General features: G+C 63.0%; 9 protein-coding genes and 1 pseudogene. 6 read left to right on the top strand and 4 right to left on the bottom strand.

Annotated features, from left to right (window positions below; translation table 11 throughout):
• The first annotated feature begins 187 nt into the window (after window positions 1-187).
• The 3 genes from ACZ0AI_RS07690 to ACZ0AI_RS07680 are packed head-to-tail and all read left to right on the top strand — an operon-like array spanning window position 188 to window position 3187.
• Window positions 188-1333: an ABC transporter substrate-binding protein gene (locus ACZ0AI_RS07690; RefSeq protein ID WP_463565238.1), complete on the top strand. Its 1146-nt coding sequence runs from the start codon at window positions 188-190 to the stop codon at window positions 1331-1333.
• Window positions 1326-2408: a FecCD family ABC transporter permease gene (locus ACZ0AI_RS07685; protein ID WP_463565237.1), complete on the top strand. Its 1083-nt coding sequence runs from the start codon at window positions 1326-1328 to the stop codon at window positions 2406-2408. The genes ACZ0AI_RS07690 and ACZ0AI_RS07685 overlap by 8 nt, the downstream gene beginning before the upstream one ends.
• Window positions 2405-3187: an ABC transporter ATP-binding protein gene (locus ACZ0AI_RS07680; protein ID WP_463565236.1), complete on the top strand. Its 783-nt coding sequence runs from the start codon at window positions 2405-2407 to the stop codon at window positions 3185-3187. Before ACZ0AI_RS07685 ends, ACZ0AI_RS07680 begins: the two co-directional genes overlap by 4 nt.
• A gap of 180 nt (window positions 3188-3367) precedes the next feature.
• Here ACZ0AI_RS07680 and guaD read toward each other — a convergent pair whose 3' ends face one another.
• Both guaD and ACZ0AI_RS07670 read right to left on the bottom strand, forming a co-directional pair.
• Complete coding sequence (guaD, locus tag ACZ0AI_RS07675; RefSeq protein ID WP_463565235.1) at window positions 3368-4675, bottom strand: guanine deaminase; 1308 nt, start codon at window positions 4673-4675, stop codon at window positions 3368-3370.
• A gap of 154 nt (window positions 4676-4829) precedes the next feature.
• The gene (locus tag ACZ0AI_RS07670) at window positions 4830-6059 is read right to left on the bottom strand and encodes an MFS transporter (protein ID WP_463565234.1); all 1230 of its coding nucleotides are present in this window, start codon (window positions 6057-6059) and stop codon (window positions 4830-4832) included.
• A 271-nt stretch (window positions 6060-6330) separates the two neighbouring features.
• Here ACZ0AI_RS07670 and smc point away from each other — a divergent pair, with 271 nt between their 5' ends.
• The 3 genes and pseudogenes from smc to ligA all read left to right on the top strand — a co-directional run bounded on the left by smc (window position 6331) and on the right by ligA (window position 13338).
• Window positions 6331-9819 (top strand): chromosome segregation protein SMC, encoded by a 3489-nt coding sequence (gene smc, locus ACZ0AI_RS07665; RefSeq protein ID WP_463565233.1) that lies wholly within the window; start codon window positions 6331-6333, stop codon window positions 9817-9819.
• 224 nt (window positions 9820-10043) lie between these two features.
• Window positions 10044-10872: pseudogene (zipA, locus tag ACZ0AI_RS07660) on the top strand (cell division protein ZipA).
• A gap of 99 nt (window positions 10873-10971) precedes the next feature.
• Window positions 10972-13338, top strand: a complete 2367-nt coding sequence (gene ligA, locus ACZ0AI_RS07655; RefSeq protein WP_463565231.1) for an NAD-dependent DNA ligase LigA — start codon at window positions 10972-10974, stop codon at window positions 13336-13338.
• 396 nt (window positions 13339-13734) lie between these two features.
• Here the strand turns inward: ligA and ACZ0AI_RS07650 are convergent, their stop codons facing one another.
• Window positions 13735-15447 carry an OPT family oligopeptide transporter gene (locus tag ACZ0AI_RS07650; RefSeq protein ID WP_463565230.1) on the bottom strand — a complete coding sequence of 571 codons (1713 nt, stop codon included), beginning with the start codon at window positions 15445-15447 and terminating at the stop codon, window positions 13735-13737.
• Window positions 15448-15568: 121 nt separating this feature from the next.
• Complete coding sequence (locus ACZ0AI_RS07645) at window positions 15569-15847, bottom strand: HU family DNA-binding protein (RefSeq protein ID WP_013791713.1); 279 nt, start codon at window positions 15845-15847, stop codon at window positions 15569-15571.
• Between the last annotated feature and the right edge of the window lie 259 nt (window positions 15848-16106).

Here is a 16106-nt window from a genome sequence, read left to right as displayed (position 1 = left end):
TGCAGGAAACAGTACCTCAGCCAGGTGGCGGTCGACAGGTACAGCTAGCAGCGCAATGACGACCAATGTGTTCATCGAGAATAGTTCTTAATGACGCTGGCCTGAGCCTTTGTTACGCTATATTTCCGTTTTCCCGCTGCTGGCGTTCACCGCCTGCTCCATCGCGCAGTAAAAGGTTTGTCCCTCCATGAAAATCCCCGCGCCTCTCGTCCGTCTCACGGCCGCTCTCTGCCTGCTGCTCAGTGCCGCTGCGCATGCCACCGACTATCCGCTCACCGTGACCGATCTCGCCGGCCGCCAGGTGACCATCGAGCACGAACCCCAGCGCATCGTGCTGCAGGACGGCCGCGACCTGTTCAGCCTGGCATTGCTCGACCGTGAAGATCCCTTCAAGCGCATCGCGGTGTGGAACAACATCATCAAGCGATCCGATCCCAACACCTGGCAGGTTTTCCAGAAGCAATGGCCAAAGAGTTCCGGGCAAGCCGTGGACATGCAGTTCGGTGACGACGGTGACATGAACCTGGAAGCCGTGGTCGCCGGCAAGCCGGATCTGCTGGTGTTCCAGCTGCGCGCACGCAAATCCCTTGAAGGTGCGGGTGTCGAACGCAAACTCTCGGCGCTGAAAATTCCGGTGATCTACATCGACAGCGATCTCGATCCGGTCACCAATAGCCAGCGCAGCGTGGCGCTGCTCGGCAAGGTGCTCGACCGTGAAGCCCGTGCCACCGAGTATCTGGATTTCTACAAAGCGCGGCTGGCGCTGGTTGATCGCCTGATCACCGAGCAGGGTAAGCGCCCGCTGGTGTTCGTCGAAGCCAAGGCCGGGCAGGGCGGCGCCACCAGTTGCTGCTTCACCCATGGCGACGTGTACTGGGGCAAGCTGGTACAGGCCGCTGGCGGTGACAACCTGGGTAGCCAGTTGCTGCCCGGCGCCACCGGTGACGTGACACTGGAAACGGTGATCAGCAAGAAGCCCGACGTCTACGTGATGAGCGGCACCCAGTTCCCGGGCAACACCTCGATCTCGCCACCGTTCGGCTTCGGCCCTACGGTCGATCAGGCCGCCATCGACAGTTCCCTGCAGCGTCTGCTGCAGCGTCCGGGCATGGCCCAGTTGCAGGCCACTCAGCAAAACCGCGTGTACGGCGTCTACCACCAGTTTTACGCCAGCAGCTGGAACATCCTGTCCGTCGAGTACCTGGCCCAGGCTTTCTATCCGCAGGCTGCCGAACGGCTCGACCCGGCGGCGAGCACCCGCACCTTGCTGGGCATGACTGGCCTTGGCCAAGTGCCGGCGATCCTCTTCGGTCAGGCGCCTGCCGGTGAGTGATTCTGCCGTGGGCGAGCTGCCTGCCGACGGTTATCAGCAGCGTTATGCCAAGGCAGTCTGGCAGCGCAGCCTGCTGCTCGTGGGCCTGTTGCTGGTGGCGCTGGTCGCCTTCATCGCCGATCTGGTGGTGGGCTCGGGCACGCTGAGTTTCGCCGATGCGGTGCAAGGCCTGTTCACCCCGGATCGAGTGGACGCCTCCACGCGGGTCATTCTCTGGGAACTGCGCATGCCGATGACGCTGATGGCGGTGCTGGCCGGCACCTGCCTGGCGCTGGCCGGGCTGATCATGCAGACGGTGCTCGACAACCCGCTGGCCGAGCCTTTCACCCTGGGCATTTCTTCGGCTGCCGGGTTCGGCGCAGCGCTGGCGCTGACCTTCAACCTGTCCCTGGCGCAATGGCTGCCGGGTTTCGGTGCCGAGATGGTGGTGACGGCCAACGCCTTCCTGTTCTCGTTACTCACCGTCGGCGTGATCCTGCTGCTGACCCGCGGGCAGATCGGTCTGCAGGCCATCACCCTGCTGGGTATTGCGGTGCATTTCGTGTTCAGCTCGCTGCTTGGTCTGGTGCAGTACGTATCCAGCGTCGATCAGTTGCAGAGCATCGTGTTCTGGCTAATGGGCTCTTTGCTGCACGTGACCTGGAGCAAGGTCGCGTTGTGCGCTGCCATCGCGCTGGTGGCGTTACCGTTGGTGCTGATGCAGGCCTGGGCACTGACTGCCTTGCGTAGCTTCGGCGAGCAGGCGGTGGTGTTCGGGATTCGCGTCAAGCGCGTGCGCACCTTGATGCTGGTGCTGGCGGCGCTACTGGCTGGTGCCGTGACCTCGGTGGTCGGCATCATCGGTTTCGTCGGCCTGGTCGCTCCCCATGTGGCGCGCTTGCTGGTCGGCGAGGATCAGCGCTTCACCATCGGCGTGACGCTGGCCTGCGGCATCATCTTCGTCACCCTGGCGTCCTTGGCGAGCAAGCTGATCGTGCCTGGCGCCGTGCTGCCGATCGGCATGGTTACCTCGCTGATCGGCCTGCCGTTTTTCATCATTCTGATCTTGCGTGACCGGAGGCTGACGTCCCGATGAGTTTTGTCAGTCAGGATTACCGTGTTTCCCTTGGCGGCCGGCCGATCATCCACGACTTCGCCGTACGTGCCGAAGCGGGCCGTACCCTGGCCCTGCTCGGGGCCAACGGTGCGGGCAAGTCGACGTTCATGAAAGGTCTGTGCGGTCTGCTGCGTGCCGAAGGCTCGGCGACCATCGATGGCACGCAACTGATCGGTCTGGAGCCGGCGCTACGGGCGCGGCTGATTGGTTACGTGGCCCAGGATCTGACCCACCTCGACGTGCGCCTGTCTACCTACGAGCTGCTGCTTCTGGCTCAGCACGGCGGTGCACGCGGCTGGGCCACCCAGCGGGACAGCCAGCGACGGGCCAGTGAAGTGCTCGAGCTGCTGGGCCTGCAACGTTTCGCCGAGCAGCAGCCGGGGCAGTTATCGGGTGGCGAGCGGCAGATGATCTCCCTGGCCCTGGCCTTGGTGCGTAGCCCGCGCCTGCTGCTGCTCGACGAACCGACCTCGGCGCTGGATCTGGCCAACCAGCTGCACATGCTCGACGCGGTGAGCGCCTACACCCGCCGCGAAGGCATCGTCACCCTGGCGATCTTCCACGACATGAACCTGGCCAGCCGCTATGCCGACGATGCACTGATGATCCGCGACGGCCGTGTACACGGCTGCGGCACCACCGAAGAAATGCTCACCCCGGCGCATTTGGCGGCCGTATACGGCGTCGATTGCCGAACCCTGAGCGTGGACGACGGCGCCTTCACCGCCATCTACCCGGTATCGGTGATCGGTGCGTAGTCCTTCCCAGGATTACGTCACTGCCCCGTAGGAGCCGGCTTGCCGGCGATTGGCGGCCATGCTGCCAAGCTAGCTGAACACCTGCGGTCGCATCGCCCGCAAGCGGGCTCCTACAGTCCATGCGATCGCGTAGGAGCCGGTTTGCCGGCGATGCTTTCCGCCTAACGCCGGAGCTCGCAATCAGCTATCGCGGCTGTGCACGCTCTGCCCGGCGGCGAAGGTTTCCTTGATTACCCGGTCGTCACCCAGGGTAATCAGGGCGAACAACCGTTCGGCCAAGGTGTTGCTCTGCTTGAGGCGGTAGTCGATCAGCGGCGTGGCCTGGTAATCGAGCACCACGAAATCCGCTTCCTTGCCTGTTGCGAAGTTGCCGATGCGCTCGTCCAGATACAGCGCCCGGGCGCTGCCCAGCGTCGCCAGGTACAGCGACTTGAACGGGTCGAGCTTCTGCCCCTGCAACTGCATGATTTTGTACGCCTCGCTCAGCGAACGCAGCTGCGAAAAGCTGGTGCCGGCGCCGATGTCGGTGCCCAGGCCGACGCGTACCTTGTGCTGTTCCATGCGCCGCAAGTCGAACAGGCCGCTGCCGAGAAACAGGTTGGAGGTCGGGCAGAAGGCGACCGCCGAGCCGGTTTGCGCCAGACGCTCGCATTCCGCGTCGCACAGATGCACCGAGTGAGCGAATACCGAGCGCGGCCCGGTCAATTGGTGCTTGTCGTAGACATCCAGGTAGCCGCTGTTTTCCGGAAACAGTTCCTTGACCCACTCGATCTCCTGGCGATTCTCCGAGAGGTGGGTGTGCAGATACAGATCCGGGTATTCGCGCAGCAGGCGCCCGGCCATGGCCAGTTGTTCCGGCGTGCTGGTCGGCGCGAAGCGCGGCGTCACCGCATAGTGCAGACGGCCTTTGCCGTGCCAGCGTTCGATCAGTTCACGGCTGTCGGCATAGCCTGACTCGACGGTATCGGTCAGCGCCTCGGGGGCATTGCGATCCATCAGCACCTTGCCGGCGATCATGCGCAGGTTCAGCGCTTGTGCCGCTTCGAAGAGTGCATCCACCGATTGCTTGTGCACGCTGCCGAATACCAGTGCGGTAGTGGTGCCGTTGCGCAGCAGCTCTTTTAGGAACACGCCCGCCACCTCATCGGCGTGGGCCTTGTCGGCGAAGCGCATTTCCGTAGGAAAGGTGTAGGTGTTCAGCCAGTCGAGCAGTTGCTCACCATAGGCGCCGATCATTCCGGTCTGCGGATAGTGGATATGGGTATCGATAAAGCCGGGAGTAATCAGCGCGTTTTCATAATGGGTCAGCGCAACGTCAGCCAGACGCGGCAACAGATCGGCAGCATGGCCAACCTCGCTGATCTTGCCGTCTTCCACCAGCAGAATACCGTCCTCGAAGTGGGCGTAGGACGCCTCGATACCGACTTCGGCCGGATCGGCCAGGCTGTGCAGAATGGCGCCGCGGTAGGCGTGGGTGACGTTGGACATGGGGCCTCGATTGCAATCTGGTGGAGCAGGGCTTGGCATCGCGCGCAGGCGAAAGCCTGCAGGGCCGAGCGTACTGAGCGGGGGCGCTCGCCGGGGTGAAAGGGGATTTTGCGGGACAACGCCTCCGCCGACAAGAATGTCGGCGGAGGCGGGCTCAGGACGCCGCGCGCGGGGATAGATCCACCGATTGCGTCGCCGACTCGGCCTTACGCAGTGTTTCCGGCAGGAACATCAGCAGCAGGGCTGCACAGCCGGCAACCGCCGCAAGCACCAGAAAGGCGCTGTCGTACCCGCCAGCTTCTGCCACGTAGCCGGCCAGGCCGTTGCTCAGCGCCGCGCCGATGCCGAACACTAGGCTCACCGCGGTCAGGCTGATGTTGAAGTGGCCGCTGCCCTGGGTCAGATCGCGCACCATAAGAGGGATGAGCGCGCCGAACAGCCCTGCACCGATGCCGTCGAGCAGTTGTACCGAGACCAGCCAGATCGGGTCATCGCTGAGCGTGTACAGCACGCCACGGATCGGCAGGATCAGAAAACCGGCCATCAGCAGCGGCTTGCGGCCCCAGCTGTCAGCGCGGGCACCGACCAGCATGGCAGCAGGGATCATCACCAGCTGGGCGGCGACGATGCAGGCCGAGATAAGCGTGGTGGCCAGATCCGGGTTGGCCAGGGCCAGTTTCTGACCGACCAAGGGCAGCATGGCGGCGTTCGCCAGATGGAACAGGGCGCAGCTCAGCGCCAGTAGAACCAGCGGTGGCTGGCTCAGCAAGTGGCGCAAGGGGGTTAGCGCTGCGCCGGCTTGCCGTCCGCGTGCCTGGTCGGCATCGATGGCGTTTGGAGGAATGCCGAGGGCCGAAATCATGCTCAGCAGTGCCATGCCGGTCATCAGGTAAAACACCGCCGCTGGGCCCCATAGGTAGGCGAAGGCACCGGCGAGCAGGGCCGCAGTGGCATTGCCTGCATGGTTGAAGGATTCGTTGCGGGCTATGCGCCGGGTAAACGCTTTCGGGCCGACGATACCCAGGGTGATGCCGGCCAGCGCGGGGGCAAAAACCGAGGAGGCCATGCCGGCTGCCACCTGGCTGATGACGATCCAGGTAAAACCCGGTTGCCACAGCGCTACCAGGCAGGACAGCGTCACCAATGCCGCCGCCATGACGATCAGCACGCGCTTGTCTTTGGCCCAGTCGACCAGCGCGCCAGCTGGTATCTGCGAGGCCAGTCCGGCCAGCCCGCCGAGCGCCATTACCAGGCCGATGTCGCCTGCCTTCCAGTCATGCACCGACAACAGGTAGATCGCCAGGTAAGGCCCCAGCCCGTCGCGTACATCAGCCAGGAAGAAATTCAAACGATCCAGTTTGGCTGCGCATGCGTATGTCGGCATGATGAATCTCGCGAGGAGGGGATGGAAAGCCAAGGCGGGCGCCCGGACAATGTCACTGGTTTGGCGATTGGATCGCTGCCGGTGATGGGGCGTTCCGTATATGTATGGGCAAGCACGCAGCCAACCTGCGCTGCTGTGCTAAACTCCCCGGCCCTTCTGGCGATTGGCCAGTTTTACGCACTCGAAAGCATTGCGCCTCAAGGACTTACATGACGCTGTGCGCCGCTGACTTGATCCTCTGTTTGGTTGCCGTGACGGCGGGCTTGCCAGCATGCGCCTGAAGTCCATAAAGCTGGCGGGCTTCAAGTCCTTCGTCGACCCGACCACGGTGAATTTCCCGAGCAACATGGCGGCGGTCGTCGGGCCAAACGGTTGCGGCAAGTCCAATATCATCGATGCCGTGCGCTGGGTGATGGGCGAGAGCTCGGCGAAGAACCTGCGTGGCGAGTCGATGACCGACGTCATCTTCAACGGCTCCAACACCCGCAAACCGGTGACCCAGGCCAGCATCGAGCTGATCTTCGACAACTCCGACGGCACCCTGACCGGCGAGTACGCGGCCTTCGCGGAAATCTCCATTCGCCGCCGGGTGACCCGCGACAGCCAGAACACCTATTTCCTCAACGGCGTGAAGTGCCGCCGTCGCGACATCACCGACATCTTCCTCGGCACCGGCCTGGGGCCGCGCAGCTACTCGATCATCGAGCAGGGCATGATCAGCAAGCTGATCGAGGCCAAGCCGGAAGAGTTGCGCAATTTCATCGAGGAAGCCGCGGGCATCTCCAAGTACAAGGAGCGCCGCCGCGAGACCGAGAACCGCATCCGCCGTACCCACGAAAACCTGGCGCGTCTGAGCGACCTGCGCGATGAGCTGGAACGGCAGCTCGAACGCTTGCATCGCCAGGCCCAGGCGGCAGAAAAGTATCAGGAATACAAAGCCGAAGAGCGCCAGCTCAAAGCCCAGCTCACCGCGTTGCGCTGGCAGGCGTTGAACGAACAGGTTGGCCAGCGCGAAGCGGTGATCGGCAACCAGGAAGTTGGTTTCGAGGCTCTGGTTGCCGAGCAGCGCAATGCTGACGCCAGCATTGAACGCCTGCGTGACGGTCATCACGAACTATCCGAAGGTTTCAACCTGGTGCAGGGGCGTTTCTATTCGGTGGGCGGCGATATTGCCCGTGTCGAGCAGAGCATTCAGCACGGCCAGCAGCGCCTGCGCCAGTTACAGGACGACCTGCGCGAAGCCGAGCGCACGCGCCTGGAAACCGAATCGCACCTGGGCCATGACCGCACTTTACTGGCGACCTTGGGCGAAGAACTGGCCATGCTCGAGCCGGAGCAGGAAATTACTGCCGCCGCAGCCGAAGAGTCTGCCGTCGCTCTGGAAGAAGCTGAAGCTGGCATGCACGGCTGGCAGGAACAGTGGGACGGCTTCAATCAGCGCAGCGCCGAGCCCCGTCGCCAGGCGGAAGTGCAGCAGTCGCGCATCCAGCAGCTGGAACACAGCCTGGAACGCCTCAGCGAGCGCCAGCGCCGCCTGGTCGACGAGCTGCAGCAGTTGGCCGCCGACCCCGAAGATGCGGCGATCATCGAGTTGGGCGAGCAGATCGCCGTCGGTGAACTGGATCTGCAACAGTTGCAGGAGCAGGAAGCCGAGCAGGCAGACGGTCTGCAACAGCTCCGCGAAGACCTTCAGCAGGCAGGCCAGGCCCAGCAGCAGGCTCAGGGTGAACTGCAGCGCCTGAATGGCCGCCTGGCTTCTCTGGAAGCGCTGCAACAGGCTGCGCTGGACCCCGGCACCGGCGCGGCAGAGTGGTTGCGCGAACATGGCCTGGACAAGCGCCCACGCTTGGCAGAAGGTCTGCGTGTGGAAGCCGGCTGGGAACTGGCCGTGGAAACCGTGCTCGGCGCCGACCTGCAGGCCGTGCTGCAGGACGATTTCAGCGGCCTGGACTTTTCCTCCCTGAACCAGGGCGAACTGCGCCTGGTGTCGACCGGCAGCGATGGTCAGCGCCTTCCCGGCAGCCTCCTGGACAAGATCGAATCGCCGGTCGATCTGGCCCCCTGGCTGGGCCGCGTGCGCCCGGTCGAGAGCCTCGATCAGGCACTGGCCGAGCGCGCCGGGCTGGCCTCTGGTGAAAGCCTGGTCAGCCGCGACGGTTACTGGGTCGGTCGGCATTTTCTGCGCGTACGCCGTGCCAGCGAGGCGCAGAGCGGCGTGCTCGCGCGTGGGCAGGAACTGGAAAGCCTGGGCCTGGAGCGCGAAGAGCGTGAGGCCGCACTGGCGCTGCTCGATGAACGCTTGCAGGCGTTGCGCGAGCGTCAGCGTGATGAAGAAGAATTACGCGAACAGCAGCGTCGCCAGTTGCAGGATCTGGCGCGTCGTCTGAGCGAACTGAACGCTCAGCTATCTGCCGGTCAGGCCAAAGCCGAACAACTGCTGCTGCGTCGCCAGCGTATCGAGGCCGAGCAAAACGAGCTTGCCGAGCAGCGTGCTCTGGAGCATGAGCAACTCGGCGAATCGCGCCTGCACCTGCAGGATGCGCTGGACAGCATGGCCCTCGACAACGAGCAGCGCGAAAGCCTATTGGCCAGCCGCGACGCCTTGCGCGAACGGCTCGATCGGGTGCGCCAGGACGCCCGCCAGCACAAGGATCACGCTCACCAGTTGGCCGTGCGGCTGGGTTCGCTGCGCGCCCAGCACGACTCTACTCGCCAGGCGCTCGAACGCCTCGAACTGCAATCCGAGCGCCTGCATGAAAAGCGCGAACAGCTTGATCTGAATCTGGAAGAGGGTGCAGCTCCGCTGGAAGAGCTGCGCATGAAACTCGAGGAACTGCTCGAGCGACGCATGAGTGTCGAGGAAGAGCTGCGTTTGGCACGGCTGGCACTTGAAGATGCCGATCGCGAGCTGCGTGATGCCGAAAAGCGCCGTACCCAGGCCGAGCAGCAGTCGCAGTTGCTGCGTGGCCAACTGGAGCAGCAGCGTCTGGAGTGGCAGTCGCTGAACGTGCGCCGCAAGGCCTTGCAGGATCAGTTGCTGGAAGACAGCTACGACCTGCACGGCGTGCTCGCCAGCTTGCCGGAAGGTGCCAGCGAGAGCGCCTGGGAGCAGACGCTGGAGCAGATGGCCGCACGTATCCAGCGCCTCGGCGCGATCAACCTGGCGGCCATCGAGGAGTACCAGCAGCAATCCGAGCGCAAGCGCTATCTGGATGCTCAGAATGCCGACCTGGTCGAAGCGTTGGAGACCCTGGAAAACGTCATCCGCAAGATCGACCGGGAAACTCGCAACCGTTTCAAGGAAACCTTCGACCAGATCAACGCCGGGCTGCAGGCGCTTTTCCCGAAAGTTTTCGGTGGCGGCAGCGCATATTTGGAACTCACCGGCGAAGATCTACTCGATACCGGGGTGACCATCATGGCGCGCCCGCCGGGCAAGAAGAACAGCACCATCCATTTGCTGTCCGGCGGCGAGAAGGCATTGACGGCGTTGGCGCTAGTATTTTCCATCTTCCAGCTCAATCCGGCTCCGTTCTGCATGCTCGACGAGGTGGATGCACCGCTGGACGATGCCAACGTTGGGCGGTACGCGCGGCTGGTCAAGGAGATGTCGGCAACCGTGCAGTTCATCTACATCACCCACAATAAGATCGCCATGGAAATGGCCGATCAATTGATGGGCGTGACCATGCACGAGCCCGGTTGCTCGCGACTGGTGGCGGTGGATGTCGAGGAAGCGTTGGCGATGGTGGATAGCTGAGGCGTCGCCACACAGATTCTGTTGCGTAAAAACTGCCGAGAGCGGCGGTTTTACAGTGTTTGCCGGTGTAAAGTTGTCTTTCGTCGTGCTAGCTTAACGCCCACTTTTGTTGCACGTGGGAAAACGCCATTCAGAACATGGAGTTGGCGCCACGTTTCAAGGTCATCAAGACGGGCCAGGACGCCTTTTTTCATCAATTTTTGCTTTAGGGGTCAGGACATTTCATGGAATTCGGTCTACGCGAGTGGCTGATCATCATCGGTATCATCGTCATCACAGGCATCCTCTTCGATGGGTGGCGGCGGATGCGCGGTGGCAAGGGCAAGCTGAAGTTTCGGCTGGATCGCAGCGTATCCAACTTGCCTGATGAGGACGGTGATCCCGACCTGCTCAGCCCACCCCGGGTGATCGAGCGCAATAACGAGCCATCGCTGGACGAGGACGATCTGCCCTCGCTGAGTGCGCGCGACGTTAACAGCCGTCGCCGTGGCGAGCCGCGCCAGGGCGATCTGGATCTGGCCGCTGACGAGCCAGTGCCGATGTTGCTGACGCCAGTCGGCGACGAAGACAGCGGTCGCGACAGCCTGTCCGCCAAAACCGTGAGCAAGGATCAGGCGCCGGTTGACGAAGTGCTGGTTATCAACGTTATTTCCCGCGATGAGCAGGGCTTCAAAGGTCCGTGCACTGCTGCAGAACATTTTGGAAAGTGGCCTGCGTTTTGGCGAGATGGACATCTTCCACCGCCACGAAAGCATGGCTGGCAATGGCGAAGTGCTGTTCTCCATGGCCAATGCGCTCAAGCCGGGCACGTTCGATCTGGACGACATCGAAGGTTTCAGCACCCGTGCGGTGAGCTTCTTCCTCGGCCTGCCAGGCCCGCGTCATCCCAAGCAGGCCTTCGACGTGATGGTCGCCGCGGCGCGCAAACTGGCTCACGAGCTCAACGGCGAGCTGAAAGACGATCAGCGCAGTGTGCTCACCGCACAAACCATCGAACACTACCGTCAGCGCATCGTCGAATACGAGCGCCGACTGTTGACGCAAAAACGCTAAACGGCAGCTTTTAGCTGCAAGCCCCAAGCTACAAGCCACGCGCTTGGCTTGGGGTTTTTCATTTCTGCGCTGCCGCCGTACCTTGTCGAGAACTACTGCATGAAAGACTCCGCCCAACGCATCCTCGAACTGCGCACCGAACTGGATGTGCACAACTACCGCTATTACGTGCTCGACGAGCCAAGCGTGCCGGATGCCGAGTACGATCGACTGTTCCGTGAGCTGCAAGCGCTCGAAACCGAGCACCCGGAGCTGGTGACGCCGGATTCGCCGACCCAGCGTGTGGGTGGCGAGGCGCTCAGCGCCTTTGGTGAGGTGCGGCATGAAGTGCCGATGCTCAGCCTCGGTAACGCCTTCGAGGAAGACGATCTGCGGGCTTTCGATCGCAGCGTGCAGAGCGGTCTTGGTCTGCAGGGCGGTGATCTGTTCGGTGGTGGCGTGGACGTCGAATACAGCTGCGAGCCCAAGCTCGACGGCCTGGCGGTGAGTCTGCTGTATCGCGATGGCAAGCTGGTGCGCGGCGCTACCCGAGGGGATGGCACCACCGGTGAAGACATCAGCGTCAACGTGCGCACCATCCGCAACGTGCCACTCAAGTTGCAGGGCAGCGGCTGGCCGGATGTGCTGGAGGTGCGTGGTGAGGTGTTCATTTCCCGCGCAGGCTTTGAGCGACTGAATGCCAGCCAGGCCGAGATTGGCGGCAAGACTTTCGCCAACCCGCGCAATGCCGCGGCTGGCAGCCTGCGCCAGCTGGACTCGAAGATCACCGCCAGCCGCCCGCTGGAGTTCTGCTGCTATGGCCTTGGCCAGCACAGCGCCGAGCCGGCCACGACTCAGGTCGGCATGCTGCAGCGCCTGAAGACCTGGGGCATTCCCATCAGCCCCGAGTTGAAGCTGGCCAAGGGGGTCGAAGACTGCCTGGCCTATTACCGCGATATCGGTGAGCGGCGCATGGGCCTTGCCTATGACATCGACGGCGTGGTGTTCAAGGTCAACAACATCGAAGATCAGCAACAGCTAGGCTTCCGCGCGCGTACCCCGCACTGGGCCATCGCCCACAAGTTTCCCGCCATGGAGGAGCTGACCGAGCTGCTCGACGTGGAATTCCAGGTCGGCCGCACCGGTGCCGTGACGCCCGTCGCGCGTCTCAAGCCGGTCAAGGTGGCTGGGGTGACGGTTTCCAACGCAACGCTGCACAATATGGACGAGGTTGCGCGCCTCGGTGTGATGATCGGCGATACGGTGATCATCCGCCGCGCGGGGGACGTGATCCCGCAGGTGATGCAGGTCGTCACCGAGCGCCGTCCTGAAAATGCCCGCCCGATCGCCGTGCCTGAACAATGCCCGGTGTGCGGCTCGGCGGTGGAGCGTACCCAGTTGATTAAGCGCAGCAAGGGCCGTGAAACGATCAGCGAGGGTGCGGTGTATCGCTGCGTTGGGCGCCTGGCCTGCGCGGCTCAGCTCAAGCAGGCGATCATCCATTTCGTCTCGCGTCGCGCCATGGACATCGAAGGCCTGGGTGAGAAAAGCGCCGAGCAACTGGTGGACGAAGGCCTGGTAGGCTCGCCAGCCGATCTCTACACCCTGCAGTTCGAACAGATCGTTGGTCTCGAAGGCTTCGCCGAGGTGTCCAGCCGCAAGCTGCTCGATGCCATCGCCGACAGCAAGCGACCGAGCCTGGCACGCTTCATCTATGCGCTGGGCATTCCCGATGTCGGCGAGGAAACCGCCAAGGTGCTAGCCCGCTCTCTGGGCTCGCTGGAACGCGTCACCCAGGCGCTGCCCGAGGTGCTGACCTACCTGCCGGATGTTGGCCTGGAGGTCGCCCACGAGATTCACAGCTTCTTCGAGGACGAGCACAACCAGACCGTCATCAAGCACCTTCTCGAGCGTGGCCTGGAACTTCAGGATCAGGGCGAACTGTCCGCTGAGTTCGCGGCCAGCACGACGCTGGGCGGGCTGCTCGACAAGCTGAATATTCCCTTCGTTGCAGTGACCGGCGCGAAGAACCTGGCCGAGCGCTTCAAGAGCCTCGACGGTGTGATCGCTGCTGACTGGCTCGACCTGAGTGCCATGAAGGGGCTCAACGAGAAGGCCAAGCAATCGGTGCGGGAGTTCTTCGCCAAGGCGGAAAATGCCGAGCGCGCACGCGCCATCGAAGCGCAATTGCGTGATTTCGGCATGCACTGGGAAAGCGAGAAAAAGGTGGTCGAAGGCCTGCCGCTGGCTGGCCAGACCTGGGTGCTCACCGGCAGTCTGGAAGTGATGAGCCGCGATATCGCCAAGGACAAGCTGGAAGCCCTGGGCGCCAAGGTCGCTGGCTCGGTATCGGCAAAGACCACCTGCGTGGTCGCCGGCCCCGGTGCCGGCTCGAAACTGGCCAAGGCTACCGAGCTGAACGTTGCCGTGCTCGATGAGCAGACCTTTATCGCCAGGCTGGCGGATTTTGGCATCGGCACCGAGTGATTTCGTAGCGACAGCTAATCCCCATCACCCTTATCCGTTGCTTCTCGTAGCCTGGGTAGAGCGCAGCGACACCTGGGAAGGCCCCTGGGTATCGCTTCGCTCAACGCCAGGCTACGGGCCAACGTGCGCGTGGCGTAACGGACTGTAGGAGCCGCGACCTCGCGGCGAATGGCTCGGGTAACCTCGCTACCGAGATATGCCCACAATTCGCCCCGGGGGCGGGGCTCCTACAAATACGATGCAGGGTGCCGCGACCGTGTAGGAGCCGGCTTGCCGGCGAATGGCGGTCATGCCTAGGTTCTGCGTGATGGCCGCAATCGTTCTCGCCCGCAAGCGGGGTCCTACGGTGTATGGCTTGTTTACGAGCCGGCTAGCCGGCGATCCCGGCATCAAACCTCAGCCACCCGCAAACATCATCCAGAACGACGCACCAACACCGACGATGCTTTCCCCGGCCACCAGGCCGGCCGCTGCGGCGATGGTGAAGCGTTCGCCCAGGCTCCTCCAGCGTGACTGAATCACCCAGGCGAGCAGGGCGCCCAGTGCCATCATCAGCGAGATGGAGGCGGGGATGATGAACGCCAGGCCGAATGCCGCCGAACTCGGCAGCAGGCGGGCAAAGGTCGATTGCACGGGCAAGCTGGCTTCCAATATGCCGAACAGCACGCCGCAGAGGGCGCCGACCAGCATGGCCCAGCGAATGCTGCTGTCGATCGAGTCGAGGCCGTAGCCCAGCACTTCGGCTACCGCTTTCCAGGTCGCCACGGCCGGAGCGGGCCATTGCTCGGTAATCAGCATGGCCTGCGGGTCGGGAATCAGAATCTGATAGACCAGCACGCCGACGATGCTGCCGACGAAGATGCCCAGGCACTGGGCGATCAGCTGGTTGTAGGGTTTGGCACCGATGGCATGGCCAACCCGGAAGTCATTGAGCAGATCGGTGCATTGCCCGGCAGCACCTCCAGCGGTATTGGCGGCCATCAGATTAACCCCGACCTGCCCGGGAGCGATGAGGCCAAAGGTCAGCTGGGACAATTGGCCCGTGGCGCCAATTGGTGGAATACCCGTGGCACCCACCACCCGCGCCGCCATGCAGGCGAGGGCGACCGCCAGCGGTACGCTGAGCAGCGCCATCAGCGGGTCGATATCGAACAGCAGTACCTGCAACGTGACCACCAGCAGTGATGCCAGTGCGAGCATGACCAACGGCAGCTTTTCCGGTGCCTGCCTGCTGTTGCTGTCGGGCACCGCTTTGGCCAAGCGCCGGCTGATGCGGTAACGCACCGCCAGGGAGGTGAGCGTGGCGCACACCAGCAATGTCACGCCGGGCCACAACAGCCACTCCACCAAGGGGCCGAATTGCGGGCCGCTGGCGTCTTCTGCGATGGGCACCAGGCCGCTGCCGAGCAACCAGGGCGCCAGGCCACCCCAGGCGATAACTGCACCGAGCAGCAGGGAAAGACTGACGCGAATACCGATGATGCCGCCAAAGCCGATCAGCAGAGGAGAGGGGTCGAGGCTGAAGGTAAGCCGTTCCAGGCTCGCCGATGGCGACCAGCGCGGTAGCGCCAGGAGCGTATCGGCCCACTTGACCAGACCGCCGAGCAACGCCGCCGCGCCCAGCACGTAGAGACGCTGCAGCGCGTCACGGCCATGGTTGTAGACCTGCTGCATGGTTTCCAGGGTGGCGACCGCTTCGGGAAAGCGCAGCCGCGTGTCTTCGACCATGCTACGGCGCAGGTACCAGGCCACCCAGATACCCAGAAAACTCACCGAGAACACCCAGGCCACCAATGGCAGCGTGGGCAGTTGCTGGCCGGTCAGCAGGGTATAGGCCGGTATCGGCGCGACCAGCCCACCGGAGATGATCGACGCGGCAGCCGATGCCGTGGTCTGGTTGATGTTGCTTTCGCGCATGCTCCAGGCGGTGCCCAGGCGCCAACGCACCAGGCTCTGCCAGATCCCGTAGCTGACCAGCAGGGCGATGATCGACATGTTGAACGACCAGCCGATCTTCAGGCCGGAATAGATATTCGAAGGCGTCAGCAAGGCGCCAAGCAGCACACCTGAAAACAGTGCACGGAAGGTGAGTTCGCGGTCGGCGGGCATGGCGAACCTGCGTCTGACGGATGTCGTCGTTTGAGGCGACAGGTCGGCGTGGGTTCAGTCTTATCGAGAGGGGCGTGTTGCGGGGATGCAGCGGGGCGCCTGGTGACGCCCCGCCGATAGATCAGTTGACCGCGTCGGTCAGGGCCTTGGCCGGTACGAACTTCACTACTTTCTTGGCAGCGATTTCGATGGCTTTGCCAGTCTGCGGGTTGCGGCCGGTGCGGGCAGGGCGCTCGCTGACCTTCAGTTTGCCGATACCTGGCAGGGTGATTTCACCACCATTTTCCAAGGCGTCGCTGACGATCTCGCTGAGTTGATCAAGCGCCGCACGGACGGTGGTCTTCGGCGTGTCGATGGCTTCTGCGATGTCACCGATCAATTGGTCTTTGGTAATGGCCATGTGGTTGCTCCTTGGGGATGAAAAAGTGTGGCATTGATTAATGCCCGCGCATCATAGGCGATCGACTGGGCGGTTTTCCCGGTCAATCAGGCTTCATTGTGACCTACCTGCTCACGGTAAATTCCCGTGGCAGTGCTCAATTACGGGCATCCGCCACAGTTTTTCGGTTTACCTGCGTTTTCGGGTGAGAGCGGTGCGATGCTGGCTGTGTGCCTGCGCGGTGAGGCGGATTGCAGCTATGCTGCTGGAAACGACGTAC

Source organism: Pseudomonas sp. AC355 (genome assembly GCF_979258205.1).
Note: the sequence above shows the minus strand (reverse complement) of the source record. Positions and strands in the feature narration are given on the sequence as shown.